The 25684-nt window shown below is 68.4% G+C and carries 24 protein-coding genes; 13 read left to right on the forward strand and 11 right to left on the reverse strand.

Translation table 11 applies throughout. From position 1 onward, the window contains the following. Positions 1–52 precede the first annotated feature (52 nt). Positions 53–532, forward strand: a complete 480-nt coding sequence (locus tag EAO73_RS33510; protein ID WP_147975218.1) for an NUDIX domain-containing protein — start codon at positions 53–55, stop codon at positions 530–532. A gap of 159 nt (positions 533–691) precedes the next feature. Beyond that, a complete protein-coding gene (locus EAO73_RS33515) occupies positions 692–1576 on the forward strand; it encodes a GNAT family N-acetyltransferase (protein WP_147975219.1) in 885 nt (294 codons plus the stop codon). Positions 1577–1628: 52 nt separating this feature from the next. On the opposite strand, the gene EAO73_RS33520 is transcribed toward EAO73_RS33515, so the two are convergent. Beyond that, a complete protein-coding gene (locus EAO73_RS33520; RefSeq protein WP_147975220.1) occupies positions 1629–2840 on the reverse strand; it encodes an MFS transporter in 1212 nt (403 codons plus the stop codon). Between the two features lie 138 nt (positions 2841–2978). Between EAO73_RS33520 and EAO73_RS33525 the strand changes: the two genes are divergently transcribed. The 3 genes from EAO73_RS33525 to EAO73_RS33535 are packed head-to-tail and all read left to right on the forward strand — an operon-like array spanning position 2979 to position 5113. Then, a complete protein-coding gene (locus EAO73_RS33525; RefSeq protein WP_147975221.1) occupies positions 2979–3440 on the forward strand; it encodes a MarR family winged helix-turn-helix transcriptional regulator in 462 nt (153 codons plus the stop codon). A 31-nt stretch (positions 3441–3471) separates the two neighbouring features. Next, positions 3472–3924, forward strand: a complete 453-nt coding sequence (locus tag EAO73_RS33530) for a GNAT family N-acetyltransferase (RefSeq protein ID WP_147975222.1) — start codon at positions 3472–3474, stop codon at positions 3922–3924. Between the two features lie 25 nt (positions 3925–3949). Further along, the gene (locus EAO73_RS33535) at positions 3950–5113 is read left to right on the forward strand and encodes a winged helix DNA-binding domain-containing protein (protein WP_147975223.1); all 1164 of its coding nucleotides are present in this window, start codon (positions 3950–3952) and stop codon (positions 5111–5113) included. A 109-nt stretch (positions 5114–5222) separates the two neighbouring features. Here the strand turns inward: EAO73_RS33535 and EAO73_RS33540 are convergent, their stop codons facing one another. The 3 genes from EAO73_RS33540 to dnaB all read right to left on the reverse strand — a co-directional run bounded on the left by EAO73_RS33540 (position 5223) and on the right by dnaB (position 8713). After that, entirely contained in the window at positions 5223–6605 is a 1383-nt protein-coding gene (locus tag EAO73_RS33540) for a serine hydrolase domain-containing protein (RefSeq protein WP_147975224.1), read from the reverse strand. A 94-nt stretch (positions 6606–6699) separates the two neighbouring features. Further along, positions 6700–7149 (reverse strand): GNAT family N-acetyltransferase, encoded by a 450-nt coding sequence (locus EAO73_RS33545; protein ID WP_191134311.1) that lies wholly within the window; start codon positions 7147–7149, stop codon positions 6700–6702. A gap of 85 nt (positions 7150–7234) precedes the next feature. Continuing rightward, positions 7235–8713, reverse strand: coding sequence for a replicative DNA helicase (gene dnaB, locus EAO73_RS33550; protein WP_147975226.1), 1479 nt, complete (start codon positions 8711–8713; stop codon positions 7235–7237). Between the two features lie 459 nt (positions 8714–9172). On the opposite strand from dnaB, the gene EAO73_RS33555 reads away from it, so the two are divergent. Further along, positions 9173–10510 (forward strand): MATE family efflux transporter, encoded by a 1338-nt coding sequence (locus EAO73_RS33555; RefSeq protein WP_147975227.1) that lies wholly within the window; start codon positions 9173–9175, stop codon positions 10508–10510. 137 nt (positions 10511–10647) lie between these two features. On the opposite strand, the gene rplI is transcribed toward EAO73_RS33555, so the two are convergent. The 4 genes from rplI to rpsF form a co-directional block, all read right to left on the reverse strand. After that, positions 10648–11094 (reverse strand): 50S ribosomal protein L9, encoded by a 447-nt coding sequence (gene rplI, locus EAO73_RS33560; RefSeq protein WP_147975228.1) that lies wholly within the window; start codon positions 11092–11094, stop codon positions 10648–10650. Between the two features lie 18 nt (positions 11095–11112). Then, on the reverse strand, positions 11113–11349 hold the full coding sequence (gene rpsR / locus EAO73_RS33565) for a 30S ribosomal protein S18 (protein ID WP_003967857.1): 237 nt from the start codon (positions 11347–11349) through the stop codon (positions 11113–11115). A 43-nt stretch (positions 11350–11392) separates the two neighbouring features. After that, complete coding sequence (locus tag EAO73_RS33570; protein WP_147975229.1) at positions 11393–11989, reverse strand: single-stranded DNA-binding protein; 597 nt, start codon at positions 11987–11989, stop codon at positions 11393–11395. A 72-nt stretch (positions 11990–12061) separates the two neighbouring features. Further along, positions 12062–12352 carry a 30S ribosomal protein S6 gene (rpsF, locus tag EAO73_RS33575; protein WP_018101872.1) on the reverse strand — a complete coding sequence of 97 codons (291 nt, stop codon included), beginning with the start codon at positions 12350–12352 and terminating at the stop codon, positions 12062–12064. A 278-nt stretch (positions 12353–12630) separates the two neighbouring features. Here rpsF and EAO73_RS33580 point away from each other — a divergent pair, with 278 nt between their 5' ends. The 3 genes from EAO73_RS33580 (at position 12631) to EAO73_RS33590 (ending at position 15377) form a co-directional block, all read left to right on the forward strand. Further along, a complete protein-coding gene (locus tag EAO73_RS33580; RefSeq protein WP_147975230.1) occupies positions 12631–12945 on the forward strand; it encodes a hypothetical protein in 315 nt (104 codons plus the stop codon). Between the two features lie 176 nt (positions 12946–13121). Beyond that, entirely contained in the window at positions 13122–14240 is a 1119-nt protein-coding gene (locus EAO73_RS33585; RefSeq protein WP_147975231.1) for a lipid II:glycine glycyltransferase FemX, read from the forward strand. A 105-nt stretch (positions 14241–14345) separates the two neighbouring features. Next, positions 14346–15377, forward strand: coding sequence for an alanine racemase (locus EAO73_RS33590; protein WP_147975232.1), 1032 nt, complete (start codon positions 14346–14348; stop codon positions 15375–15377). A 19-nt stretch (positions 15378–15396) separates the two neighbouring features. Here the strand turns inward: EAO73_RS33590 and EAO73_RS33595 are convergent, their stop codons facing one another. Then, the gene (locus EAO73_RS33595) at positions 15397–16902 is read right to left on the reverse strand and encodes a glycosyltransferase family 87 protein (RefSeq protein WP_147975233.1); all 1506 of its coding nucleotides are present in this window, start codon (positions 16900–16902) and stop codon (positions 15397–15399) included. Between the two features lie 134 nt (positions 16903–17036). Next, positions 17037–19778: a transglycosylase domain-containing protein gene (locus EAO73_RS33600; RefSeq protein ID WP_191134312.1), complete on the reverse strand. Its 2742-nt coding sequence runs from the start codon at positions 19776–19778 to the stop codon at positions 17037–17039. A 389-nt stretch (positions 19779–20167) separates the two neighbouring features. Between EAO73_RS33600 and EAO73_RS33605 the strand changes: the two genes are divergently transcribed. The 4 genes from EAO73_RS33605 (at position 20168) to EAO73_RS36215 (ending at position 24005) form a co-directional block, all read left to right on the forward strand. Then, on the forward strand, positions 20168–20872 hold the full coding sequence (locus EAO73_RS33605; protein WP_147975235.1) for a PadR family transcriptional regulator: 705 nt from the start codon (positions 20168–20170) through the stop codon (positions 20870–20872). Between the two features lie 62 nt (positions 20873–20934). After that, positions 20935–22017, forward strand: a complete 1083-nt coding sequence (locus tag EAO73_RS33610; protein ID WP_147975236.1) for an inositol-3-phosphate synthase — start codon at positions 20935–20937, stop codon at positions 22015–22017. A 114-nt stretch (positions 22018–22131) separates the two neighbouring features. Next, the gene (locus tag EAO73_RS33615) at positions 22132–23400 is read left to right on the forward strand and encodes an MFS transporter (RefSeq protein WP_147975237.1); all 1269 of its coding nucleotides are present in this window, start codon (positions 22132–22134) and stop codon (positions 23398–23400) included. Positions 23401–23444: 44 nt separating this feature from the next. Next, a complete protein-coding gene (locus EAO73_RS36215) occupies positions 23445–24005 on the forward strand; it encodes a hypothetical protein (RefSeq protein ID WP_191134313.1) in 561 nt (186 codons plus the stop codon). 130 nt (positions 24006–24135) lie between these two features. On the opposite strand, the gene EAO73_RS33625 is transcribed toward EAO73_RS36215, so the two are convergent. Beyond that, a complete protein-coding gene (locus tag EAO73_RS33625) occupies positions 24136–25578 on the reverse strand; it encodes a CCA tRNA nucleotidyltransferase (protein ID WP_147975238.1) in 1443 nt (480 codons plus the stop codon). Positions 25579–25684 lie beyond the last annotated feature (106 nt).

The raw sequence follows: 25684 nt of genomic DNA on the forward strand, positions 1-25684 counted from the left end.
CTCAACGGCGTTCCGGTGTTTCAGAACGGGTCGCGCGGGCCACGCTTCTGCCATGACCGAACGTCCTGTGGTCAAGCGCACCGCACGCGCCATCCTGCTCGACGGCGACGACCTCATCCTCATCAAGCGCACCAAGCCCGGGGTTGACCCGTACTGGCTCACGCCGGGTGGCGGGGTCGAGCCCGAGGACGCCACCGTCGTCGACGCTCTGCACCGCGAGGTGGACGAGGAACTGGGCGCGAAGATCACCGATGTGGTGCCCTGCTTCGTCGATACCGTGGAACACATCGAGGAGGGCGGGGTGAAGGGCGTCAAGGTCCAGCACTTCTTCGTCTGCCGCCTCGATTCCATGGACCTGTCCCTGCGCCACGGACCCGAGATTGACAAGCCCTGCGGGGAGTACGACGTCGTCCGGGTGCCCTTCAGCCGGGTCGGCATCGCCGCAGTGCACCTGGTGCCGCTGTCGCTGCGGCACTACCTGGACGGCAATATCGAGGGGGTCCGGGCCTTGCACGCCGCCGACCTGGGCTGATGTGCCGAGCCACTGGTCCGGGCTCGCGCCCCGCTCCCTGCGGCGTGTTTCACGTGAAACGGTTCCCGGTCTGGACCAGGAGCAATTTTCGGCTGCGCGTCTCGGCCAGTTCCGGTAAAGCGGTGGACGGCGATCATCGAGTCGGACAGCCTGGCCCGTATGCCCAGCTCACTGCCCCGCCCGCTGTCCGATCTACCCATCCGGCGCCTCACCCGGGACGACCTGGCCGCATGCGCCGATCTCAGCGAGGACCGCGGCTGGCCGCGCGACGAGGAGCGCTGGGCTCTGCTGCTCGCCGCCGGTACGGGCTACGGCATCGACGACCCCGATACCAAGGGGCTGATGGCGAGCTGCGTGGCGGTCCCGTACGGCCCCGGGATGGCCGCCGTCGGGATGCTGCTGGTCTCCGGGCGTCACGCCCGGCGGGGAGTCGGCCGGTATGTGATGCAGAGGGTGATCGAGGCCTCCGGGGGAACCCCGCTCAGCCTCCATGCGACATCGGCGGGACGCCCTCTCTACGAGGAGCTCGGGTTCGTCCCGGTCGGGCGCACCATCCGTCTGAGCGGATCCTTCCAGCCGCCTGCGGTACCCGCGCCGTTGCCTCTCGATGGCGCAGGGCTCGTCATCCGGTCTGCCTCCGCCCATGATCTGCGGGCCATGGTGCAGCTGGACTCGGTCGTCTTCGGCCTCGACCGAACCCATCTGCTGACCCGGCTCCCCACGTTCGCCGACCACCTGCGGGTCGCCGAGGAGAACGGGGAACTGATCGGGTACGCCGCGCTCTCCCCCAGCGCCGAGAACCACGCGGTCGGGCCGTTGATCGCCCGGGACACCGCCACGGCGAAGCTGCTCGTGGCCTCGCTCGCCGAGGCGACGGACCGGCCGCTGCGCGTGGACGTAGACGCCCGCCACGAGGAATTGCTCGACTGGCTCGGAGCCTGCGGCCTGCGGTCCAGTACGGAGACCACGGTGATGGTCCTCGGCGGGCAACGGTACGGGGACTGGTCCCGGTACTTCGCGCCCCTGAGCCTCGCCACGGGCTGACCCCCGCCCTCGCCCCGGTCACGTGCCCCCCTGCGCGGGGAGGACCCGAGGCTCAGCTCCGGGAGGCGGGCACCGCCGCCGGCTCCGGGGTGTGGGCGGCGACGAGGCGGCTCGGCATGGTCGTCCGGCGCTCCAGCGCACGGGAGGCGAGGGCGAGCACGAGAGCCGACGCGGCAAGTGCCGCTCCGACCCAGTTCGGGGCGGTGTAGCCGAGTCCGGCGCCGATGACGAGGCCGCCGAGCCAGGCCGAGAGCGCATTGCCGAGGTTGAAGGCACCGATATTCACCGCTGAGGCCAGCGTCGGGGCGCCCGCCGCCTGGTCGAGCACCCGCTTCTGCAGCGGAGGCACGGTCGCGAAGCCGAGGGCCCCGATCAGGACAAGGGTGACAGCTGCCGTGATCTTGTTGTGGGCGGTCAGCGTGAACAGGGCCAGGACCAGGGTGAGCCCGCTCAGCGACACAAAGAGCAGGGGCATGAGGTGACGGTCGGCGAACCTGCCACCGAGCAGGTTGCCGCCGACCATGCCGAGGCCGAAGAGGACCAGGAGCCAGGTGACCGCGGAGGCCGAGTATCCGGCGACCTCCGTCATCATCGGCGACACGTAGGTGATCGCAGCGAAGACGCCGCCGAAGCCGAGGACCGTCATCGCCATGGCGAGAAGGACCTGCACATTGCGGAAGGCGGCGAGTTCCTGCCTCAGCCTGACGCCCTCGGTACGGGGCTGCTCGGGAACGAGACGGGCCACGCCGAGCAGGCCTACAACGCCCAGCGCGGCGACGACGAGGAACGTGGAACGCCAACCGGCGTGCTGACCGATGGAGGTGCCCACCGGCACACCAACGACGTTGGCGATGGTGAGTCCTGTGAACATCAGGGCGATGGCGCCCGCCTTCTTCTGCGGGGCGACGAGATCGGCTGCCACGACCGCTCCGATGCCGAAGAAGGCACCGTGGGCGAGCGAGGCGATCACACGGCCGACGACCATCACTTCGAAGACGGGTGCGGTCGCGGTGACCACATTGCCGGCGATGAACAGGCCCATGAGGATCATCAGCATCCGTTTGCGGCTGACCCTCGTGCCGAGCACAGTCATCAACGGTGCCCCGAGGACGACGCCGAGCGCGTAGCCCGTGACCAGGAAGCCGGCGGCCGGGATGGACACCTGGAAGTCCGCGGCCACATCGGGAAGCAACCCCATGATCACGAACTCGGTGGTCCCGATACCGAATGCCCCGATGGCCAGGGCGAGGAGTGCGAGCGGCATGGATACGCCTTCCCAGAAGATTGCTACTGCGCCTTACATGCGTAGACAATAGTTGCAGACGCTCTTTAATTGCAAGCGCTGGCTATTGCGATGTTCGGCTACTCTGGACGCAAGCAGCTCCGGCACGGAGGAGAGACCATGACAGCCACGGACCCGGCCCTGACCGCCCTCTCCCAGGGCTGGATCGCGCTCTCCCTGCTCCACGGCAAGATCGAGACCCGCATCGAACGCGCTCTGCAGAGCGGTCACGACCTGAGCGTGCGGGAGTACTCCCTGCTGGACGTGCTCAGCCGTCAGCACAGCGGGCCGGGCGGCCATCTGCAGATGAAGCAGGTGGCGGACGCCGTGGGGCTGAGCCAGAGCGCCACCACCCGCCTGGTCACCCGTCTCGAAGACCGCGGGCTGCTGACCCGGTACCTCTGCGACACCGACCGCAGGGGCATCTACACCGATGTCACCGACGACGGGCTCGTACTGCTCGCCGAGGCCCGGCCCACCAATGACAGCGCCCTGCGTTCCGCACTCGACGAGGCCGCGCAAAACGCCGAGCTCGCCCCGCTCGTCAGGGCGGTCGAGGAACTGAAGTCCGTCCCCGTGTAGCCACGCCCGCCGACTGCGTAGGCTGCGGATCATGAGCGATCTGGACATACGCCGTGCGACCGCTGACGATCTGGCCGAGATCGTGGCACTGCTCGCCGACGACCCGCTGGGTGCCCAGCGCGAGTCGCCGGACGACCTCGCGCCCTACCGGCCGGCGCTCCGACGGCTGACCGACGACCCGAACCAGCACATGATGGTGGCCGTGCGCGAGAAACGCGTCGTCGGAACCCTGCAACTGACAGTGATCCCGGGGCTGTCCCGGCGCGGTTCGACCCGTTCCGTGATCGAGGGCGTCCGTATCCACGCGGACGAACGGGGCAGCGGTCTCGGCACCCGGCTGATCCAATGGGCGGTGGACGAATCACGCCGCCAGGGCTGCCAGTTGGTGCAGCTCACCTCCGATGCGACCCGTACCGACGCGCATCGCTTCTACGAGCGGCTCGGCTTCGTGGCCAGCCATGTGGGCTTCAAACTCGCTCTCTGACCCTGCCACCCCCCGAGGAGCCGATGTGCAACGCATCAGTGACGAACAGCGCCGCGTCCGGATCGGGCGCCGCCATCTCCTCGCACCCGAAGCGCGGGCCTCCTCACCCGTCGCGGTGGCCGATGCACTTGTCGCACTCCACGCGACCGACGCGGCCACCGTGTTCCTCTCCACATGCGCCAGGCTCACCGAGCCAGGCATCGACGCAGTGGAGCACTGCTTGTACGAGGACGTCTCACTGGTACGGATGCTCTCGATGCGCAACACCCTCTTCGTCGTCTCGGACGAGATGGCTCCACGGGTCGAGGCCGCCAACGCGCGCGCTGTGGCCGCCAAGGAACGCCTCAACCTGCTCAAGCACCTGCGGGACGACGGCAACGGCCTGGACGAACACTGGCTCGACGAGGCCGAGAGGAGCGCCCTCGCCTTCCTGGAGGACGGCGGCCCGGTCTCGGGCAGCGAACTCGCCGCCGGTGTGGCTGCGCTCCGCACCAAGATCACGCTGTTCCCCGGGAAGAAGCAGGAGGCGGTCCAGGGCGTCGCGACCCGGGTCATCCGAGTGCTGGCCGCGGAAGGGAGGATTCGCCGGGACCGGCCGAGGGGTTCCTGGACCTCCAGCCAGTTCCGCTGGGCCCTGGCCCGGCCTCGGCCGGTGGAGGAAACCGCCCCGGCCCAGGCGGAGCTGGCCCTGCACTGGCTCCGGGCCTACGGACCGGGCACCGAAGGCGACCTCAAGTGGTGGACCGGATGGGGTGCGCGCGAGGTCCGTACGGCGCTGGCGGCAGTCGGAGCCGTGGAGGTACGGCTCGACGACGGCGCCGCCGCCTGGGTCGCTCCCGGGGACACGGAACCCGAATCCGCTCCCGCTCCCTGGGCGGCCCTGCTGCCCGCGCTCGACCCCAGCGGGATGGGCTGGGCGGACCGCGGCTTCCATCTGCCGGCCGAGCACCGGGCAGCCCTCTTCGACCGCTCGGGCAACATCGGCCCCACGGTGTGGTGGAACGGCCGGATCGTGGGCGGCTGGGCACAGCGCGCCAACGGCGAGCTGGCCTGGCGGCTGCTGACCGATCCGGGCAAGGAGGCCTCCTCGGCGATCGAGGCCGAACTGTCCCGGCTGACCGCCTGGGTGGGAGGGGCCAGGATTACCCCGCGCTTCCGGACCCCTCTGGAGCGGGAGTTGACGGCCTGAGCCGCTGGGTTGCCCGTTTCACGTGAAACGGGCAACCCCAACCCGCCTGATGACGCTCGCCTTTCACGCCCCGGGCGGCCACCAGTCACGGTCAGCCCATGGGCCCCGCTCAGTCCCCCAGGCCGCGCCACCCCTCCTCGTCCACGCCACCGGGCACCGCCGCCGCCGGGTCGTACGGCTCACGCGTGAAGACGAAGGACCCCAGATCGAGGTGGTTCACGCTGCCGTCGGCGTTCCGCACGACCCGCAGCGTCTCCCCTGCGTAGTAGCCGTCCAGGCCGACCCAGGTGCCGTCCGGCCGTGCGGTAAAGCGGGCGCCTCGGCCCGGTCCGTTCGCCGGCCACAGCTCCAGCCCGCGATCGGCGGTCAGCCGCAGGATGTTGAGGCGCGTTGCCCAGTACCACGGACCGGTCAGGGCAAGGAGCTCCGCGTCGACCTCGGGCAGTGGGCGCCACGGCTCGGGGATGCGGGGCTCCGCCTCGGCGACGATGTCCACGAGGTCGGCAGCCACCTCACCGATCGCAGCCCCGGAGGTCGCGTTGACGAGCACCACGGCTGCCACGTCGTCCTCGGCACTGACCCAGAGGGCGGCAAGGAAGCCGGGAAGGGAGCCCGTATGGCCGATGAAGGTGCGGCCCTTCCGCCGTACCAGCTGCACTCCCAGGCCGTAACCGTTGTCCCAGTCGCCGGGTTCTGGAGCAGCCGAGGGCCGCTTCATCTCCTCCACCGACGCGGCGCGGAGCACCCGGTCGTCGCCCTCGGCAAGGAAGGCCGCGAAGCGCAGCAGATCCGCGGTGGTGGACCAGAGCTGTCCGGCGGGAGCCATCAGGCCCAGGTCCTCGGCCGGTTCGGGAAGCATGGCGTCGGCCCACGGGTGCACGGCCCAGCCGCCGGCGTGCGGAGCCTGCGGGAGGGAGGTCGTGCGGTGCATGCCGAGGGGCTCCAGCACCTCGCGGCGCAGCACCTCTTCCCAGGAGGCCCCGCGCACGGCCTCCACCAGCGAACCGAGCAGGGTGTAGCCGGGGTTGGAGTAGTGGTGGCGGTGGCCGGGCGGGTGCATGGCGATCTGCTCGCCGAGCACGTCTCCGAGAGCGGGCCGGAGGGTGCCCGGGGTCCGCTCCCACCAGGGCGCGGTCGTCTCGGCACCGAGGCCCGCAGTGTGACCGAGCAGCTGATACAGGGTCACGTCACCCGCACCGGTGCCGGGCAGGTGCTTCTCCAGCGGGTCGGCGAGATCCAGCAGTCCTTCGTCCCGCAGCCGAAGCACCAGCACCGCGGTGAACGTCTTGGTGAGGGAGCCGATCCTGAACTGCGTGTCCGTGTCCGGGGCATGGCCGTCGACACAGCTGCGTGAGCCGTCCCAGACGATCTGCCCCTGCCGTTGCACGGCGGCGACGAGAGAGGGTGTACGCCCTTCGGCCTGGGCCGTGGCGATGCGGTGCAACAACGCGCGCCGGGTACCGGGAAGCAACTGTTCAGCATGAGAAGTCATCGTCAACAACTACCGCCCGCACGCACGTATGGCGACTCGATTTATCCCTCCCTCGGCCTCCACCTCGCGCGATGCCGGAAGCCCTACGGGCAGGTCATACTTCGCGTTCGAAGCGCATGCTGGCCCGCTGCCATCCGGGGAGCAGTACTTCGCCCCTCGGGGCGAATCCCAGCCGCTCGTACCAGGAGCACAACCGCGCATTGGCCGCGACGGCGTCGAGACGCAGGAGCAGGCATCCCCGCACGGCAGCCGTCCGTGCGGCCCAGTCCACAGCGAAGGCTCCTATGCCTCGCCCGTGGTGGAACGGAAGAACGGCCAACCGGTGCAGATAGGCCGCCTTCGGCCCATCCGAGCCGGGCCAGACCGCAGCGTCCTCACTTTCCAGGGCGAACGTCCCCACGGGGTCCCCCGCCAGCTGAACGAGGTAGGTCTCGCCCCGGTCGATTCCGGCTGCCACGGCCGAGTGGGGGAGCACCCGCCAAGAGGGCGGGAGCCCTTGCCGCACCTGGTCCTCCCGGGCCTCGGACAGTACGTCCAGCAGCACGCCGAGGTCGCTGCGCCCGGCCGGCCGCACATCAGGATTCGCATGACTCGCTGCTGGAAACACCGGTTGCCTCTCCCCGGTCCGGTCAGGTCTGCGCCATGTCCACGAAGCGGGAGTAGTGGCCCTGGAAGGCCACCGTGATCGTCGCCGTCGGGCCGTTTCGGTGCTTGGCCACGATCAGGTCCGCCTCACCGGCGCGCGGCGACTCCTTCTCGTAGGCGTCCTCGCGGTGCAGCAGGATCACCATGTCGGCGTCCTGCTCGATGGAGCCGGATTCGCGGAGGTCGGAGACCATCGGCTTCTTGTCCGTGCGCTGCTCGGGGCCACGGTTCAGCTGGGAGAGCGCGATGACCGGCAGCTGCAGTTCCTTGGCCAGCAGCTTGAGGTTTCGCGACATGTCGGAGACCTCCTGCTGGCGGCTCTCGGCACGCTTGGAACCGCCGGACTGCATCAGCTGCAGGTAGTCGATCACCACCAGCTTGAGGTCGTTGCGCTGCTTGAGGCGACGGCACTTCGCCCGGATCTCCATCATGGAGAGGTTGGGGGAGTCGTCGATGTAGAGCGGAGCCGCGGAGACATCCGGCATCCGCCGGGCCAGCCGCGTCCAGTCCTCGTCGGTCATCGTGCCGGAGCGCATGTGGTGCAGAGCTACCCGTGCCTCGGCGGACAGCAAGCGCATGGCGATCTCGTTCCGCCCCATTTCCAGGGAGAAGATCACGCTGGGGAGGTTGCTCTTGATCGAGCAGGCACGGGCGAAGTCCAGCGCGAGCGTCGACTTACCCATGGCGGGACGGGCCGCGATGACGACCATCTGGCCCGGGTGCAGCCCGTTGGTCAGGGCATCGAGATCGGTGAACCCCGTGGGCACACCCGTCATCTCGCCGCTGCGGGAGCCGATCGCCTCGATCTCGTCGAGGGCGCCTTCCATGATGTCGCCGAGCGGCAGGTAGTCCTCGCTGGTCCGCTGCTCGGTGACGGCGTAGATCTCGGCCTGGGCGGAGTTGACGATGTCGTCGACATCGCCGTCGGCCGCGTATCCCATCTGCGTGATCTTCGTGCCGGCCTCGACGAGCCGCCTCAGGACCGCGCGTTCGTGAACGATCTCCGCGTAGTACGAGGCGTTGGCCGCCGTGGGTACCGACTGCACCAGCGTGTGCAGATACGGCGCCCCGCCCACCTTGGTGATCTCGCCGCGCTTGACCAGCTCGGCGGCCACGGTGATCGGGTCGGCCGGCTCGCCCTTGGCATAGAGGTCGAGGATCGCCTGATAGACGGTCTCGTGTGCGGGGCGGTAGAAGTCGTGGCCCTTGATGATCTCCACGACATCGGCGATGGCGTCCTTGGACAGCAGCATGCCGCCGAGCACGGACTGCTCCGCGTCCAGGTCCTGAGGGGGCACGCGCTCGAAGCCCGAGGAGCCGCCCTCCCAGTCGCGGCTCTCCCGGCCCCGGTCGTGGCGCTCGCCCCGGTCCCGGTCCTCCCCCCGGCGCTGGCGGGAGACGGGCAGCCGGTCACTGGGGCCGGTGTCCGCCCAAGGGTCGTCCAAGGGTTCGGGAATGCTCATCCGGCCACCTCCTCCCGTCCGCTCCGCGGACCTAGCCGTGCTCCTCTTTCTTACGGCACGGCACCGACAAACAAGACGCCCGACTCCGGTTCCGGTGTGTCGAGTTCTGCGATGCCGCAGAGCCGAAACGGGGTGGGGGCGCCGGACTACGGTAGGCGGCTCGGCACCGTCAGCCAATCTGGTTATCCACAGGCTCTGTGGACGACGGGCCAGATGCTGTGGAGAACTCCGCAGAACCTGTGCACGGACCGGGGGACAGCACTGTGGACAAACTCATAACGAAGCTGCGACTACCACCGTGACCTGGCCTTTCCCCATCCACGGGCTGTGGGGGAGAAAAATTTCGGCTACCGGGCCGAGATCGGCGCAGGTCCCGCACAGGAGTGACCCGCAGGCAAGTAAATGTAAGGACCCCTGCCTCATTGCATCTCTTACCTGTGGAAGATTAGATTGACTGCCATGACCCAGCCACAGGGAACCCTGTCTTCCCGTCGTCGACGCCATGACCGCGAGATCATCGCGCTCGCCGTCCCGGCCTTCGGCGCGCTTGTGGCCGAGCCCTTGTTCGTGATGGTCGACAGCGCGATCGTCGGCCATCTCGGCACCCCGCAACTGGCGGGTCTGGCGGTCGCCGCCGCTCTGCTGACGACCGCAGTGAGCATCTTCGTCTTCCTCGCCTACGCCACCACGGCCGCAGTCGCCCGACGGGTGGGCGCGGGCGATCCGGCCGGCGCGATCCGCCAAGGCATGGACGGCATCTGGCTGGCCCTCCTGCTCGGCCTCGCTGTCATCGCGCTGACGCTCCCCCTGGCTCCCTGGCTCGTCGACGTGTTCGGCGCCTCCCCCACAGCGGCCCCCCACGCGATCACCTACCTCCGGATCTCCAGTCTCGGCATCCCCGCCATGCTGGTGGTCATGGCCGCGACCGGCGTACTCCGGGGCCTCCAGGACACCCGCACCCCGCTCTACGTCGCCATCGGCGGCTTCGCGGCCAACGCGGCCCTCAACGCAGCCCTCGTCTACGGTGCCGGACTGGGCATCGCCGGCTCGGCCTGGGGCACGGTCATCGCCCAGCTCGCGATGGCGGCCGCCTACCTCGTCGTGGTCGTACGCGGCGCCCGGCGGCACGGAGCGTCGCTGCGCCCCGACGCCGCGGGTATCAGGGCCTGTGCCCAGGCCGGCGTGCCCCTCCTGGTCCGTACCCTGTCGCTGCGCGCCGTCCTGCTCATCGCCACGGCGGTTGCCGCCCGGCTCGGGGACACCGACATCGCCGCACACCAGATCATCCTGTCCCTGTGGAGCCTGATGGCCTTCGCGCTCGATGCCATCGCCATCGCCGGGCAGGCCATCATCGGACGGTACCTGGGAGCGGGCGACACCCAGGGGGCCCGCGACGCGTGCCGTCGGATGGTGGAGTGGGGCATCGCCTCCGGAGTGGTGCTGGGCGTGCTGATCGTCCTGGCCCGTCCGCTCTTCGTGCCCCTGTTCACCAGCGACACATCGGTCCAGGACGCCCTGCTGCCGGCCCTCCTCGTAGTGGCCGCCACCCAGCCGATCGCCGGGGTCGTCTTCATCCTGGACGGCGTGCTGATGGGCGCCGGCGACGGACCGTACCTCGCCTGGGCCATGCTCGTGACCCTCGCCGTGTTCGCACCGGCCGCCCTCCTGGTCCCGGCCCTGGGCGGCGGGCTCGGGACCCTGTGGTGCGCGATGGCGCTGATGATGATCGTGCGGATGGCGACGCTCTGGCTCCGTACCCGCTCGGGAAAGTGGCTGGTCACCGGCGCGACCCGCTGACCCTGCCACGTAACGCCGAACAGGCCCGGGGAACCCAAGAGGATCAGCGCCCGGGTTCGGCAGCTTGTTTCACGTGAAACGGCGAAGGGCCGCACCACCAGGGTGCGGCCCTTCACTGTTCTGCTGATGCGGCCCGATCAGGCAGCAACGACCTCGATGCCGAGCTTCGCAGCGACCTCGGGGTGCAGACGCACGGACACCTGGTGTCCGCCGAGCGTCTTGATCGGCGAGCCGAGCTCGACGCGACGCTTGTCGACGTCCGGACCACCGGCGGCCTTGATCGCCGAGGCGATGTCGGCCGGGGTGACGGAGCCGAAGAGCCGGCCGGCGTCGCCGGAGCGAACGGCCAGACGGACCTTCACGCCCTCGAGCTTGGCCTTGATCTCGTTGGCCTGCTCGATCGTGGCGATCTCGTGGATCTTGCGGGCGCGGCGGATCTGCGCCACGTCCTTCTCGCCGCCCTTGGTCCAGCGGATGGCGAAGCCACGCGGAACCAGGTAGTTACGGGCGAACCCGTCCTTGACGTCGACGACGTCGCCGGCGGCACCGAGGCCGGAGACCTCGTGGGTGAGGATGATCTTCATGATTCGGTCACCCTTCCCTTATCGCGCGGTGGACGTGTAGGGCAGCAGCGCCATCTCACGGCTGTTCTTCACAGCCGTGGCGACGTCACGCTGGTGCTGCGTGCAGTTGCCGGTGACGCGGCGGGCACGGATCTTGCCGCGGTCGGAAATGAACTTCCGCAGCATGTTCGTGTCCTTGTAGTCCACGTACTGGGTCTTGTCCTTGCAGAACGCGCAGACCTTCTTCTTAGGCTTGCGCACAGGCGGCTTCGCCATGGTGTTTCTCCTGTGTGATCAAGAAGTGGGGGTACGAGCTTCCCTAGAAGGGAGGCTCGTCCGAGTAGCCGCCGCCGGAGCCGCCGGAGCTTCCGCCCCAACCGCCTCCGCCTTGCTGGCCCCCGCCCTGGCCGCCGGCCGGAGCGCTCGTGGCCCACGGGTCGTCGGCGGGAGCACCGCCACCACCCTGCTGGCCACTACCGGGACCGCCGCCCCAGTTACCGCCACCCTGCTGGCCGCCGCCGTATCCACCCTGGCCGCCCTGACCACCGCGACCGGTGGTCTTGGTGACCTTGGCCGTGGCGTTCTTGAGGCTGGGGCCGACTTCTTCGACATCCAGCTCGTAGACCGTGCGCTTGACGCCCTCGCGGTCTTCGTACGACCGCTGCTTCAGCCGGCCCTGCACGACAACGCGCATGCCTCGCGTGAGCGACTCGGCGACGTTCTCCGCCGCCTGCCGCCAGACCGAGCAGGTGAGGAACAGGCCTTCGCCGTCCTTCCACTCATTGGTCTGCCGGTCGAAGATGCGGGGAGTGGACGCGACACGGAACTTCGCGACCGCCGCACCGGACGGGGTGAAGCGCAGCTCGGGGTCGTCGACGAGATTGCCGACGACCGTGATGACGGTCTCGCCTGCCATGGATGAACCTCTCGGCGGGGATTTCTTGGCTGCTTGCTGCTACTCGGACCCGATGACCGCTGAGCTGGAAGCTCAGTGAATCTCGGGACGGAGGACCTTGGTCCGGAGGACCGACTCGTTCAGGTTCATCTGGCGGTCGAGCTCCTTGACGACCGCAGGCTCGGCCTGCAGGTCGATGACCGAGTAGATGCCCTCGGGCTTCTTCTTGATCTCGTAAGCGAGACGACGACGGCCCCAGGTGTCGACCTTCTCAACCTTTCCTTCGCCCTCACGGACGACGGAGAGGAAGTTCTCGATCAGCGGGGAGACTGCTCGCTCCTCGAGATCGGGGTCGAGGATGACCATCACCTCGTAGTGACGCATGTGGAACCCACCTCCTTTGGACTCAGCGGCCACGGTCGTTCCGTGGCAGGAGGGTCGTGATGCGTTGAGCAACGGTGCCCGAGTAGAACAGTCGGCACTGACAGCGCCCTCGGTGAGGAGGGGCGGACCGTGCCGGCCTGGGCAGACACCGGTGCAGACCGACCAGAGTACCCGCAGACCCGCTTCCGGTTGAAATCCGATGGTCAGCGGACGCAATCTGTACACATCGGGTGTGAGCGGCGCCACGATCGCGCCGCATGTCGGCCAGGAGGTAATCCATGGCACACGTAACGCGGACCCGCCCCTCCGTCTCCCTCTTCGCCACGGACGGCAGGTCCCACCCACTGCAGGACGCGCTCGTGGTGGTCACGCTCGTCCTCGGCGCCCTCGCCTTCATCTCGGCGATGTTCCACAACCTGCATCTGCTGAGTTCGTGGGCCGGGCTCATCGGCATCATCACGGGGGCGTACGGCCAGTACATCTCCGTGACCACGCGTGAGAGGTTCCCACTGATCATCGGCATGGGCGCCTCCGCCCTCGGATTCTTCCTCGGCATGGCCCATGGCGGACTCTTCGGCGGCGTGATCGGCTGACCTCGCACGTCCGTCCCCGGGGCGGCTCCGTCACCCGGCGGAGCCGCCCTCGCACGCGGTGCGGAGGCGGACGGGTACGACGGGGCCAGACGGCGCACTTCCCGGTCACAGTAGGCTTCGGCGCGAGAGCCGGAGCCCCTGACCCATGGGGACACACCTGCCGAGGAGCGCCCCGCATGAGCCTGACCCTGAGGACCATCAGCCGAGAGCAGCATCTGGCCTACATCCAGAGCCTGCCCGCGGCCAGTCACATGCAGGTCCCGGCATGGGCGGATGTGAAGGCCGAGTGGCGCTCGGAGAGCCTGGGCTGGTTCGACAAGACCGGACAGCTCGTCGGCGCGGGCCTGGTGCTCTACCGGCAGCTCCCGAAGATCAAGCGATACCTGGCGTATCTGCCCGAGGGCCCCGTCATCAACTGGTACGCGCCCAACCTGAGCGACTGGCTGCAGCCGATGCTGGCGCACCTGAAGCAGCAGGGTGCCTTCTCCGTGAAGATGGGCCCGCCGGTGGTCATCCGCCGCTGGGACGCCTCGGCCATCAAGGCCGGCATCCAGGACCCGGAAGTGAAGCGCCTGCGCGACGTCGAGGCCACCCACATCGAGCCGCGTGCCTTCGAGGTCGCCGACCGGCTGCGGAAGATGGGCTGGCAGCAGGGCGAGGACGGCGGCGCCGGATTCGGTGACGTGCAGCCCCGCTACGTCTTCCAGGTGCCGCTGGCGAACCGCTCCCTGGAGGATGTCCACAAGGGCTTCAATCAGCTCTGGCGGCGCAACATCAAGAAGGCCGAGAAGGCCGGCGTCGAGGTCGTCCAGGGCAGCTACGCGGAGCTCTCCGAGTGGCAGCGGCTGTACGAGATCACGGCCGAGCGCGACCACTTCCGCCCGCGCCCGCTCGGCTACTTCCAGCGCATGTGGACGGCCCTCAACAGCGAGGACCCCAACCGCATGCGGCTCTACTTCGCCCGTCACGAGGGCGAGAACGTCGCGGCGGCGACCATGCTGATCGTCGGTGGCCACGTCTGGTACTCGTACGGCGCCTCGGCCAACCACAAGCGCGAGGTCCGCCCCTCGAACGCGATGCAGTGGCGGATGCTGCGCGACGCGTACGCCATGGGGGCCACGGTCTACGACCTGCGCGGCATCTCGGATTCGCTGGACGAGACCGATCACCTCTTCGGCCTGATCCAGTTCAAGGTCGGCACCGGCGGCCAGGCGGCGGAGTACCTCGGCGAGTGGGACTTCCCGCTGAACAAGCTGCTGCACAAGGCCCTGGACATCTACATGTCACGCCGCTGATCGGTGCCCCACAGCTGACGAAACCGGCTTCATTGGTTTCAATGGGGCCTGAACACGCTTCTCCCTCCGTTTCACCGCAGCCACCAGAAGGGTTCCGGACCGGCCATGGCGCTCTCCCTGTACGTCGACACCGCGCGCTGGCGGGCGCACCAGAAATCCGTTCTCGACCAGTTCCCCGGCATCGTGCCGGTCTGCAAGGGCAACGGATACGGCTTCGGCCACGAGCGGCTGGCCGACGAGGCGATCCGCTTCGGCTCCGACATCCTCGCGGTCGGCACCACCTACGAGGCGGCCCGCATCAAGGACTGGTTCAGCGGTGACCTGCTGGTGCTGACGCCGTTCCGGCGGGGCGAGGAGCCGGTTCCGCTGCCCGACCGCGTCGTACGGTCCGTCTCGTCCGTGGACGGGGTGCACGCCCTGGTGGGCGCCCGGGTCGTCATCGAGTGCATGAGCTCGATGAAGCGCCACGGCGTCAAGGAGGAGGAGCTCGGGCTGCTGCACGCCGCCATCGAGGACGTGCGCCTCGAAGGCTTCGCCCTCCACCTGCCGCTGGACCGTACGGACGGCTCGGACGCGGTCGAGGAGGTCATCGCGTGGATGGACCGCCTGCGGGCGGCCCGGCTGCCGCTGCACACGATGTTCGTCAGCCACCTGCGCGCCGACGAGCTGGCCCGGCTGCAGCAGCAGTTCCCGCAGACCCGGTTCCGCGCCCGCATCGGTACCCGGCTCTGGCTCGGGGACCACGAGGCGACGGAGTACCGGGGCGCCGTGCTCGACGTCACGCGCGTCGCGAAGGGCGACCGGTTCGGCTACCGGCAGCAGAAGGCCGCGTCCGACGGCTGGCTGGTCGTCGTGGCCGGCGGCACCTCGCACGGCGTGGGCCTGGAGGCCCCGAAGGCGCTGCACGGCGTGATGCCGCGTGCCAAGGGTGTCGCCCGTGCGGGCCTGGCCACCGTGAACCGCAACCTCTCCCCGTTCGTCTGGGCGGGCAAGCAGCGCTGGTTCGCCGAGCCGCCGCACATGCAGGTGTCGATCCTGTTCGTGCCCTCGGACGCCGAGGAGCCGCGGGTGGGCGACGAGTTGGTGGCCCACCTGCGTCACACGACCACCCAGTACGACCGCATCGTCGAACGCTGAGCCCGCGCGCCCGCCCCGCTCAGTCGGCGGCGGGCGTGCCGGCCCTGCCCCACTCCACCCGCGGCCCGGTCGCCTCCTGCAGCGCCTCACGCCGTACGGGAGCGGTCTCGATGAGGTGGGACAGCACGAAGACGTCCTCGGCACCGTCGAGCACCCCGCCCGACGGGTCGTCCGAGCCGTCGCGCCGCACCGGGTCGCGTTCCGGCATCAGGATGTCCCGTACGACGACGGCACACAGGTACAGCGTGCCCAGCAGGTGCAGCACGATCGCCAGCTGATAGCCCTCCGTCGGCAGCCCCTGGTGCTTGTCGCCGCTCGTCGTGTACGCCAGGTACATCCAGATCCCCAGGAAGTACAGGACCTCACAGGTCTGCCAGATCAGGAAGTCCCGCCAGCGGGGCCTGGCCAGCGCGGCGAGGGGGATCAGCCACAGGACGTACTGCGGCGAGTAGACCTTGTTGACCAGGATGAACACCGCGACGACGAGGAACGCGAGCTGGGCGAACCGCGGCCTGCGCGGTGCCGTCAGGGTCAGGACGCCGATCGCCGCGCACAGCGCGACCGTGGTCAGGGTCGAGACGGTGTTGACCGTACCGACGTCGATGGACTCACCGGTGCGCTGAGTGATGATCAGCCAGAACGACCCGAAGTCGATGCCGCGTTCCTCGCTGAATGTGTAGAACTTCTTCCATCCCTCGGGCGCGAAGATCATGACCGGCAGATTGACCACCAGCCAGGAACCGGCCGCGCCCAGTGCCGCCGCCCCGAAGTGGCGCCACTTCCCGGCCCGCCAGCACAGGACGAAAGCCGGCCCCAGCAGGAAGGCGGGGTAGAGCTTGGCAGCCGTGGCCAGTCCGATGAGGATGCCGAACGCCAGCGGGCGGCTCCTGGACCACATGAGCATCGCCGCGGCGGTCAGAGCGATGGCCAGCAGGTCCCAGTTGATCGTGGCGGTGAGCGCGAAGGCGGGCGCGAGCGCCATCAGCAGGCCGTCCCAGGGCCGCAGCCGGTGGGTACGGGCGACGCAGACGGCGATCACCGCGGTACAGATCATCAGCATGCCGGCGTTGACCAGCCAGTAGGCCTGCTCCTGGTCCTGGAGGGAGCCGCCACCCGGCGTCAGCCAGGCCGCGACCTGCATGAACACCCCTGTGAGTACGGGGTACTCCAGGAACTGCATGTCGCCCGGCAGCCGGTCGAAGTAGGGCACCAGGCCGTCGGCGAAGCCGCGCCCCGAGTACAGATGCGGGATGTCCGAGTAGCACGCGTGCGTGTACTGGGATCCGGCGCCCCTGAACCACGCCCAGTTGTAGCAGGGCAGCTTCTGCACCATGCCCAGCGCGAACATCCCGATGGCCACCAGGGCGATGGCTCCCACCGGGGTGAGTGCGGCGGTGCCGAGCCGCGACCAGCGCCCCGACCTCCCGCCGATCAGCTCGCTGCCGGCCGCCGCGACCTCGTCCCGGTGCGTGGGCCGTACGACAGGCCGTTCCTGGTGCACGCTTGTGTCCTCTGCGCTTGGCATGCCGCACATCCTGCCGTACGGCGCTGTGGGAACGACGAGGGCCGCCGCACCGGGGTGCCGCGGCCCTCTTCTCTCGTTCGGATCGCCTCGCGCCGGGCTGTCCGCCGGGCGTGAGGCGCAGTGCGTGCCGGTCGCTATCCGGTGCCACCGAACCAGTTGGTGTTCCCTGTGCTGTTGTTACCGGCGGTGGTACCGGTGTTGTTGCCGCCGGTGGCTGTGCCCCCGTCCGTACCGTTGTCGCCACCGGTCGTACCGGTGGAGGTCCCGGTGTCCGTGCCTCCGTCGTTGCCCTGGCTGGTGCCCGTGTCCGTGCCTCCGTCATTGCCCTGGCTCGTGCCCGTGTTGGTACCGCCGTTGTCCTGGCAGTTCCATCCCCACGTACCGCAGGTGTCGCTCGGGTCGGGGGTCGGGACGTCAGGCGTGGGCGTGGGCGTCGGCGTCGGCGTCGGCGTCGTCGACTCGGTCTCCGTCGGGGTGGGCGTCGGGGTCGGCGTGGGCTTCTTGGAGGCGCCACCGCCATAGACCTTGTCGCCGATCGGCTCCGCCTTGGGGAAGGGCTCCGCCTTCTCGTTCTTCATCGCTTCGACCATGTAGTCGTGCCAGACCTGCGCGGGGAACGAGGCGCCGTGGATCTTGTCCTTGCCACCGGTGCCGTACATCTTCTCGAACTTGCGGTTCTTGTTCTTCTCGTCGTCGTCCAGCCGGTACATGCTGATCGCGGTCGACAGCTGCGGCGTGTAGCCGACGAACCACGCCGACAGGTTGTCGTCGGTCGTACCCGTCTTGCCCGCAACCTCGCGGCCCGGAAGCTGGGCGGACGTACCGGTCCCCTTCTCGACGACGTTCTTGAGCACGTCCGTGACGTTGTCGGCGATGGCGTTGTCAAAGGCGCTCTTCGTGACGGCCTTGTGCCGGTAGTACACCTCGCCGCGCTTCCTCACCTCGGTGACGGAGAAGGGATCGCGCTGCTGGCCCCGGGCCGCGAAGGTGGCGTAGGCGCCGGCCATACGCGTCGCGCTCGGCGAGGACGTGCCGATCGAGAAAGACGGAACGCTGGCATCCGCCATGTACTGGTCGTCCTTCAGACCGGCTGCGATGGCCGCCTTCTTCACCTTGTCCGTGCCGACGTCCATGCCCAGTTGCACGTACGGGGAGTTGGCGGACCACCGCATTGCCTCACGCAAGGTGATGTTGCCAAACGACTCATGGTCGTCGTTGGTCTGGAGCCATTCCTTGCCGTCCTGATCGGTCCAGACCTCGCCGTTGTACTTTCTGATCTTCAGTTTGTTGGCGCCGTTGTAGACGCTGAGCGGTGAGACCTTCGTACGCTGCGAATCGCCCTGCTCCGCACCCCCGGACGGATCCCGCTTCCCGTATTCCATGGCGGCGGCAAGCACGAAGGGCTTGAAGGTCGAGCCGACCGCGGCGCCGGTGGGGCCGGCGTTGCTGGTGTAGTGCTTGGTCGCGTCCACACCGCCGTAGATCGCCTGGATCGCACCGGTCTTGGGGTCGACCGACGAACCGCCGAACTGCACGTGGGTGTCTTCCGGACGCTTCTTGGGGTCGATGTTCTCGTCGTAGACGCGCTTGACGGCCCTGCTGAGCTGATTGACCTTCGTCTTGTCGAAGGTGGTGTGGATCTCGTAGCCACCCTGCGCCAGCTGCTCGCTGGTGACGTCGGTGTTGTTGAGGAACTCGGCTTTGGCGGTGTTGACGAGGTAGCCCAGCTGACCGCCCAGCTGGGCGTTCTTCTGCGGCTTGTCGGGCATCGGGAACTCGGTGTACTTGGCTCGTTCCTTCTCCGACATCCGGCCGTCCTTCACCTCCTCGTCGAGGATCCACTTCCAGCGCTTCGTCGCCCGTTCGAGATTCTTGTCGGCGGTCGCCTGCACCGAGTCGATCTCCGGTGCGCCCGCGGGGTCGTAGTAGCTGGCGCCCTTGAGGAGACTGGCCAGGAAGGCGCACTCGCTCGGGTCCAGGTCCTTGGCGTCCTTGCCGTAGTACGTACGGGCCGCGGCCTGGATGCCGGAAGCGCCCCGCCCGTAGTACGAGACGTTGAGGTACCCCGCCATGACGTCCTTCTTCTTCGTCTCCCTGCCGACCTTGAGGGTGATGAAGAGTTCCTCGAACTTGCGGGTGAGGGTCTGTTCCTGCGACAGCCGCGAGTTCTTGACGTACTGCTGGGTGATCGTCGACCCGCCCTGGGTCTGGCCGCCCTTGGCCATGTTGAAGACGGCGCGGGCGATACCCATGGGGTCGATGCCGTGATCGTGGTCGAAGGACTTGTTCTCCGCGGAGATGACGGCGTTGCGCATCGCCTCGGGGATCTGCGCGTAGTCGATGACCTGGCGGTTGACCTCACCGCCGGTGGCCACCATCTGGGTGCCGTCCGCCCAGTAGTAGACGTTGTTCTCCGCCTTCGCGGCGTCCTTGATGTCCGGCTGGGCGACCATCGCGTACGCCAGACCGGCGAGCCCCATCAACAGGCCGAGAAAGCCGATGCACAGGCTGGAGACCAGCTTCCACGACGGAATCCAGCGGCGCAGGCCCTGTCGGCCGGCCCGCGGATAGTCGATGAAGCGCTTCTTGACCGGGCGCCGGGCGCCACGGCCCTCCGGCCCGCCGTCCCCGCCCCCACGGCGCCGGCCACCGCCGCCACCGGAACCTCCGTGGCCCCCGCCACCGCGCTGGGCCGCCCGTCTGGCCGCGGCACGGCCGGCGTAGGGGGCCTCCTCGCCGTGCGACTCGGAAGGTGAGGCTGAAGTTACTCCGCGTGACGGTGCTGCACGGCGTCCTGAGGACTGCTGGGCGGCTCGTCGGGCCGCGGCACGTCCGCCACCTTGCGGTTGCGACGTCTTACGACGGTGCTCGCTCATCGAACGACTACTCCTCGGGCAGGCGAGAGCGCCTGGAAGCGGCAGGTGAGATCCGGTCCCCCGAATGACGGACCAGCCCGGCGACAGGCTCGCCCGCAGTGCATCCGGCTGATCCGCGAGCACTCACGCACGCGCGCGCCTCGCGGTTCCCGGTGGTCTGCATGCCGCACAGACTACGCACGGTCAAAACCCCTCTGGGACCGAACTTCACCCCAAATAACGCAAGTCGGTTCCTACGAATTAGCGATGTGACGCCGCTCACTGAGGCTCCCCTTGTCGGCGCGGTCGGTCCGATCTATCGTGCTGATGTATCGAGTCGATACATCAGCTCGGTACATCGACTCGGTACACAAGGGATCGCGACAGCACTCGGAGAAAGAGGGGCGAGGTTGAGCAGACGTTCCGGCATCCTCGAGTTCGCCGTCCTCGGACTGCTCCGCGAATCCCCGATGCACGGCTATGAGCTGCGCAAACGCCTCAACACTTCGTTGGGCATCTTCCGTGCCTTCAGCTACGGGACCCTCTACCCCTGCCTCAAGACGCTGGTCGCCAGCGGCTGGTTGATCGAGGAACCGGGGACTGCTCCGGCAGAGGCGGCAACCGGCTCCGGCCGGCCAGTCGCTCCTGCCTCGTCCCTCGCGGGACGACGCGCCAAGATCGTCTACCGATTGACGGCTGAAGGTAAGGAGCACTTCGAGGAACTGCTCTCGCACACCGGCCCCGATTCGTGGGAGGACGAGCACTTCGCTGCTCGATTCGCCTTCTTCGGACAGACGGAGCACGACGTGCGGATGCGGGTGCTGGAAGGTCGTCGCAGCCGGCTGGAGGAGCGCTTGGAGAAGATGAGCGCCTCTCTGGCCCGCACCCGTGAGCGCCTCGACGACTACACACTTGAGCTTCAGCGACACGGCATGGAGTCCGTGGAGCGCGAAGTGCGCTGGCTGAACGAGCTCATCGAGAGCGAGCGGTCGGGACGGGATCAGCGACGATCCTCGCCCGAGGGCTCAGCTCAGCAGAAGACCGCAGGAGAGCCTGACGGCCTGCCCCGGCGGGGAGACAACCCGCCGGATCCGTCCGGCGACACCGCCAAGTGAGTTCACCGCAGTTCCGCGGCGAGCTCATCAGAAACATCCATTACACACAGGGAGCAACCGGAATGGGTTCGGTTCGCGTAGCCATCGTCGGCGTGGGCAACTGCGCCGCCTCGCTGGTCCAGGGCGTCGAGTACTACAAGGACGCCGATCCGGCCGGCAAGGTGCCCGGTCTGATGCACGTCCAGTTCGGCGACTACCACGTGCGGGACGTCGAGTTCGTCGCCGCGTTCGACGTCGACGCGAAGAAGGTCGGCCTGGACCTCTCGGACGCCATCGGCGCGAGCGAGAACAACACCATCAAGCTCTGCGACGTGCCGAACGCCGGTGTCACCGTCCAGCGCGGCCACACCCACGACGGCCTGGGCAAGTACTACCGCCAGACCATCGAGGAGTCGGCCGAGACCCCGGTCGACGTCGTCCAGATCCTCAAGGACCGCAAGGTCGACGTCCTGGTCTGCTACCTCCCGGTGGGTTCCGAGGTCGCCGCGAAGTTCTACGCCCAGTGCGCCATCGACGCCAAGGTCGCGTTCGTCAACGCCCTCCCGGTCTTCATCGCCGGCACCAAGGAGTGGGCGGACAAGTTCACCGAGGCCGGTGTCCCGATCGTCGGCGACGACATCAAGTCGCAGGTCGGCGCCACCATCACGCACCGCGTGATGGCGAAGCTCTTCGAGGACCGGGGCGTCATCCTGGACCGCACGATGCAGCTGAACGTCGGCGGCAACATGGACTTCAAGAACATGCTCGAGCGTGAGCGCCTGGAGTCCAAGAAGATCTCCAAGACGCAGGCCGTCACCTCGCAGATCCGTGACCGCGAGCTCGGCGCGGACAACGTCCACATCGGCCCGTCGGACTACGTGGCCTGGCTGGACGACCGCAAATGGGCGTACGTGCGCCTTGAGGGCCGCGCCTTCGGTGACGTCCCGCTGAACCTGGAGTACAAGCTCGAGGTCTGGGACTCCCCGAACTCGGCCGGTGTCATCATCGACGCCGTCCGTGCGGCGAAGATCGCCAAGGACCGCGGCATCGGTGGCCCGATCCTCTCGGCGTCCTCGTACTTCATGAAGTCCCCGCCGGTCCAGTACTTCGACGACGAGGCCCGCGAGAACGTCGAGAAGTTCATCCGCGGCGAGGTCTCCAACTGACTCACGTGAGTCGGTCCGGCAGATGAGCCGCGACAACGCTTCTCGGCTGCCGCGCCATTGAGGGCCCCCGGGCAATCCGCCCGGGGGCCCTCGACGTGTGTGACTCTTGCTCCCATGCCCGTCGTGCGTGACCTGCGCGTACTCCTGCGCCTGCGGAACTTCCGCCGCCTGCTGGCCGTGCGGATCCTGTCCCAGGCGGCCGACGGCGTCTATCAGGTGGCTCTGGCCGCGCACGTGGTCTTCACGCCGGAGAAGCAGGCGTCCGCGGGCGCCATCGCCTCCGCCATGGCCGTGCTCCTGCTCCCCTACTCCCTCATCGGCCCGTTCGCGGGCGTGCTGCTGGACCGCTGGCCCCGGCGCCAGGTCTTCCTCTACGGCAACCTGCTGCGCTCCGCCCTCGCCTGCTGCACCGCGCTCCTGATCATCGGGGCGGCTCCCCTCTGGCTCTTCTACGCCTCGGCGCTCTGTGTCACCGCCGTCAACCGCTTCGTACTCGCCGGGCTCTCCGCCGTACTCCCGCGCCTGGTCGACCGGGAGCGGCTAGTGCTCGCCAACTCGCTCTCACCGACCGCGGGCACCCTCGCCGCCACGGCAGGCGGCGGGCTCGCCTTCGCGGTGCGGCTGCTGGTGGCGGACTCCGACGCCGTGGTGGTGCTGCTGGGGGCGGCGCTCTATTTCGCTTCGGCACTGGCGACGCTGCGACTGGCAACAGGGCTCCTCGGACCCGACCGCGGCACCGGCCGGGCGCCCCTGCGGTCGGCGCTCGCCGCAGCGGCCGGCGGGCTCCTCGACGGACTGCGGCATGTGGCGGAACACCGGAGCGCCTCACGGGCACTGACCGCCATGACGGTGATCCGCTTCTGTTACGGGGCACTGACCGTCATGGTCCTGATGCTGTGCCGGTACGCCTGGACGGACAGCGAGGACGACGGCCTGGCCCTGCTCGGCCTGGCGGTGGTGGTCTCCGGTGCCGGCTTCTTCGCGGCGGCTGTGCTGACCCCCTGGGCCGCCCGGAGGCTCGGGCGGTTCCGCTGGATGGCGGTGTGCGCCGGGTCCGCCGCGGTCCTCGAACCCGCCCTGGGGCTGTGGTTCGCGCCCGCGCCGATGCTTGTGGCCGCCTTTGTCCTCGGGCTCATCACGCAAGGCACGAAGATCGCCACGGACACCGTGGTGCAGACCGCCGTGGACGATGCCTACCGCGGCAGGGCCTTCTCGTTCTACGACGTGCTGTTCAACGTGGCCTTCGTTGCCGCGGCAGCGGTCGCGGCGCTGGTGCTGCCCCCTGACGGGCGTTCAGTGGCACTCGTCATCGGTGTGGCAATGCTCTACGCAGGCGTGGGCCTGTACCTGACGCATTGGAGTCGGGACAGTGATGTCCTATAGCGTGCCCGCGTCAAGCAAGACACGTGAATCACGGGGGCATACACATGACTTACCCGCCGCAGCAGGGCAACGGGCCTTACGGCCAGCAGCCGGCTCAGCCCTATCCGCCGCAGCAGGGCGGATACGGCTACCCGCCGCAACAGCCGCAGCAGCAGGGGTGGGGCGGGCCCCAGCAGCCCTACCCGCCGCACCAGGGGCAGCAGCCGCAGGGGTGGGGAGGCCCCCAGGGCCCTCAGGGCCCTTCGCAGCCGTCGGGTGGCAAGAAGGCCTTCCTCGCTACGCGCAACATCATCATCATCGTGGTGGGCATCGCCGTGCTCATCGGGCTGAAGTTCGGCCTGGGCGAGCTGTTCGAGTCCGACGCCAAGGCGGCTGCGGTCGGGGACTGCCTGGAGAACAAGGGCACCAACTTCGACCCGGACATGAAGTCCGTCGACTGCTCCTCGTCCGCCGCCGAGTACAAGGTCGCTGAGGTGCACGACAACACGACCGACACGGATCTCTGTGACGCGGAGAAGTACTCCGCCTACACCGAGAGCTCGGGACGCCGTAAGAGTCGCAGCAGCGTCGTGCTCTGCCTGACTCCGCTCAAGCCGGCCGGCTGAGCCTCCGCATCACCCGGAACACCAACCGAGGGCGTTGTTTCACGTGAAACAACGCCCTCGGCGTATGCGACGGCGCTCATGTTTCACGTGAAACATGAGCGCCGTCGACGTGGATCGGGAGCCGTGAGCCTCAGCCCTGGGCCTCCCACCACTTCTTCAGTTCCGCGACCGCCTCGTCATGCGCCAGCGGACCGTTCTCAAGGCGCAGTTCCAGCAGGAACGCGTAGGCCTTGCCGATGACCGGGCCCGGACCCACGTCCAGGATCTGCATGATCTCGTTGCCGTCCAGGTCCGGCCGGATCGCGTCCAGCTCTTCCTGGCCCTTCAGCTGAGCAATACGCTCTTCCAGCCCGTCGTAGGTGCGGGAGAGGGCAGCGGCCTTGCGCTTGTTGCGCGTGGTGCAGTCCGACCGGGTCAGCTTGTGGAGGCGCTCCAGGAGCGGGCCTGCGTCCCGCACGTAACGGCGTACCGCGGAGTCGGTCCACTCTCCGTCGCCGTAGCCGTGAAAGCGCAGATGGAGCTCCACCAGCTTCGAGACGTCCTTGACCATCTCGTTGGAGTACTTGAGCGCCGTCATGCGCTTCTTGGTCATCTTGGCGCCCACCACCTCATGGTGGTGGAAGGAGACCCGCCCATCCTTCTCGAAGCGCCGCGTCCTCGGCTTGCCGATGTCATGCAGGAGAGCAGCAAGACGCAGAACAAGGTCCGGTCCGTCCTCCTCCAGGTCGATCGCCTGCTCCAGCACGGTCAGGGAGTGCTCGTACACGTCCTTGTGCCGGTGGTGCTCGTCACTCTCCAGCCGGAGCGCCGGCAACTCGGGCAGCACCTGCTGAGCGAGCCCTGTTTCGACGAGAAGCGACAGGCCCTCACGAGGGTGCGAGGAGAGCAGGAGCTTGTTCAGCTCCTCACGCACGCGCTCGGCGGAGACGATCTCGATCCGTCCGGCCATCTCCGTCATGGCGGTGACGACCTCGGGGGCCACCTGGAAGTCGAGCTGTGCGGCGAACCGTGCCGCGCGCAGCATGCGTAGCGGGTCGTCGGAGAAGGACTCCTCGGGCGTCCCAGGGGTGCGCAGGACCCGTTCGGACAGGTCCTCCAGGCCTCCATGAGGGTCGATGAACTCCTTCTCGGGCAGCGCGACGGCCATGGCGTTGACCGTGAAGTCGCGTCGCACGAGGTCGTCCTCGATGGAGTCGCCATAGGACACTTCCGGCTTGCGGGAGGTCCTGTCGTACGCCTCCGACCGATACGTGGTGACTTCGATCTGGTAGCCGTTCTTCTGCGCGCCCACCGTGCCGAAAGCGATCCCGACCTCCCACACGGAGTCGGCCCACGGCCTGACGATCTTCAGCACGTCCTCGGGGCGGGCGTCGGTCGTGAAGTCCAGGTCGTTCCCCAGCCTGCCGAGCAGTGCGTCGCGGACCGAGCCACCGACCAGTGCGAGACTGAATCCGGCATCCTGGAATCGGCGGGCGAGATCATCGGCGACCGGGGATACACGCAGCAGTTCGCTGACTGCGCGGTGCTGCACCTGGGTCAGGGCGCTGGAGTTGTCTTCGTTGGCGTTCGGCACAACAGAAAAGGGTACGTGCCCGTGCCGGTCCGGGCGTCACGCATTTACTCGACCCTGCAAGACTCTCCCGATCATGCAGCACACTCCCCGGCACTTAGCTCCGACG

Source organism: Streptomyces sp. col6 (assembly GCF_008042035.1).
GTDB lineage: Bacteria > Actinomycetota > Actinomycetes > Streptomycetales > Streptomycetaceae > Streptomyces.

Bases quoted from the DNA above. Each gene is read 5' to 3' on its own strand.
- EAO73_RS33595 (WP_147975233.1), bottom strand. From the start codon at position 16,902: ATGCCAAGCGCAGAGGACACAAGCGTGCACCAGGAACGGCCTGTCGTA.
- EAO73_RS33600 (WP_191134312.1), bottom strand. From the start codon at position 19,778: ATGAGCGAGCACCGTCGTAAGACGTCGCAACCGCAAGGTGGCGGACGT.
- EAO73_RS33580 (WP_147975230.1), top strand. From the start codon at position 12,631: ATGGCACACGTAACGCGGACCCGCCCCTCCGTCTCCCTCTTCGCCACG.
- rplI (WP_147975228.1), bottom strand. From the start codon at position 11,094: ATGAAGATCATCCTCACCCACGAGGTCTCCGGCCTCGGTGCCGCCGGC.
- rpsF (WP_018101872.1), bottom strand. From the start codon at position 12,352: ATGCGTCACTACGAGGTGATGGTCATCCTCGACCCCGATCTCGAGGAG.
- EAO73_RS33590 (WP_147975232.1), top strand. From the start codon at position 14,346: ATGGCGCTCTCCCTGTACGTCGACACCGCGCGCTGGCGGGCGCACCAG.
- rpsR (WP_003967857.1), bottom strand. From the start codon at position 11,349: ATGGCGAAGCCGCCTGTGCGCAAGCCTAAGAAGAAGGTCTGCGCGTTC.
- EAO73_RS33610 (WP_147975236.1), top strand. From the start codon at position 20,935: ATGGGTTCGGTTCGCGTAGCCATCGTCGGCGTGGGCAACTGCGCCGCC.
- EAO73_RS33540 (WP_147975224.1), bottom strand. From the start codon at position 6,605: ATGACTTCTCATGCTGAACAGTTGCTTCCCGGTACCCGGCGCGCGTTG.
- EAO73_RS33585 (WP_147975231.1), top strand. From the start codon at position 13,122: ATGAGCCTGACCCTGAGGACCATCAGCCGAGAGCAGCATCTGGCCTAC.
- EAO73_RS33515 (WP_147975219.1), top strand. From the start codon at position 692: ATGCCCAGCTCACTGCCCCGCCCGCTGTCCGATCTACCCATCCGGCGC.
- EAO73_RS33530 (WP_147975222.1), top strand. From the start codon at position 3,472: ATGAGCGATCTGGACATACGCCGTGCGACCGCTGACGATCTGGCCGAG.
- EAO73_RS33570 (WP_147975229.1), bottom strand. From the start codon at position 11,989: ATGGCAGGCGAGACCGTCATCACGGTCGTCGGCAATCTCGTCGACGAC.
- EAO73_RS33615 (WP_147975237.1), top strand. From the start codon at position 22,132: ATGCCCGTCGTGCGTGACCTGCGCGTACTCCTGCGCCTGCGGAACTTC.
- EAO73_RS36215 (WP_191134313.1), top strand. From the start codon at position 23,445: ATGACTTACCCGCCGCAGCAGGGCAACGGGCCTTACGGCCAGCAGCCG.
- EAO73_RS33510 (WP_147975218.1), top strand. From the start codon at position 53: ATGACCGAACGTCCTGTGGTCAAGCGCACCGCACGCGCCATCCTGCTC.
- EAO73_RS33555 (WP_147975227.1), top strand. From the start codon at position 9,173: ATGACCCAGCCACAGGGAACCCTGTCTTCCCGTCGTCGACGCCATGAC.
- EAO73_RS33520 (WP_147975220.1), bottom strand. From the start codon at position 2,840: ATGCCGCTCGCACTCCTCGCCCTGGCCATCGGGGCATTCGGTATCGGG.
- dnaB (WP_147975226.1), bottom strand. From the start codon at position 8,713: ATGAGCATTCCCGAACCCTTGGACGACCCTTGGGCGGACACCGGCCCC.
- EAO73_RS33525 (WP_147975221.1), top strand. From the start codon at position 2,979: ATGACAGCCACGGACCCGGCCCTGACCGCCCTCTCCCAGGGCTGGATC.